A 258-nucleotide genomic window follows, 5' to 3' on the forward strand; every position below is an offset into this window, starting at 1 on the left:
TCGCAAGAATAACCAGTCCTTGTGTCCCGCTCTTAATTGCAGCACTTGGATACTTCATGTTTTTAGCAATGTATTCCATCATAACTTGATTTCCACCCGGGAATGTAGGCATCTGCTCTACAACTTCAAATACGGTATTATCCCCGGGTTTCTTCTGTTGTGATTGAGGTTCGTTTATTGTTGCCTTTGAGCTATCGGTTGGCTTCGTGGCTTTATTCCCGGGTATTCTAAACATAATAGGAACCGTATATTTCACTG

Annotated in this window: 1 protein-coding gene; it reads right to left on the minus strand. The window is 41.9% G+C overall.

The window, feature by feature from the left end; all coding sequences use genetic code 11:
* Nucleotides 1-258, minus strand: a 258-nt coding sequence (locus KB213_RS12130) for a hypothetical protein (protein ID WP_282958338.1), incomplete at both ends; no start/stop codon positions are given.

It is taken from the genome of Neokomagataea anthophila (assembly GCF_018122595.1).
GTDB classification, from domain to species: Bacteria; Pseudomonadota; Alphaproteobacteria; order Acetobacterales; family Acetobacteraceae; genus Gluconobacter; species Gluconobacter anthophilus.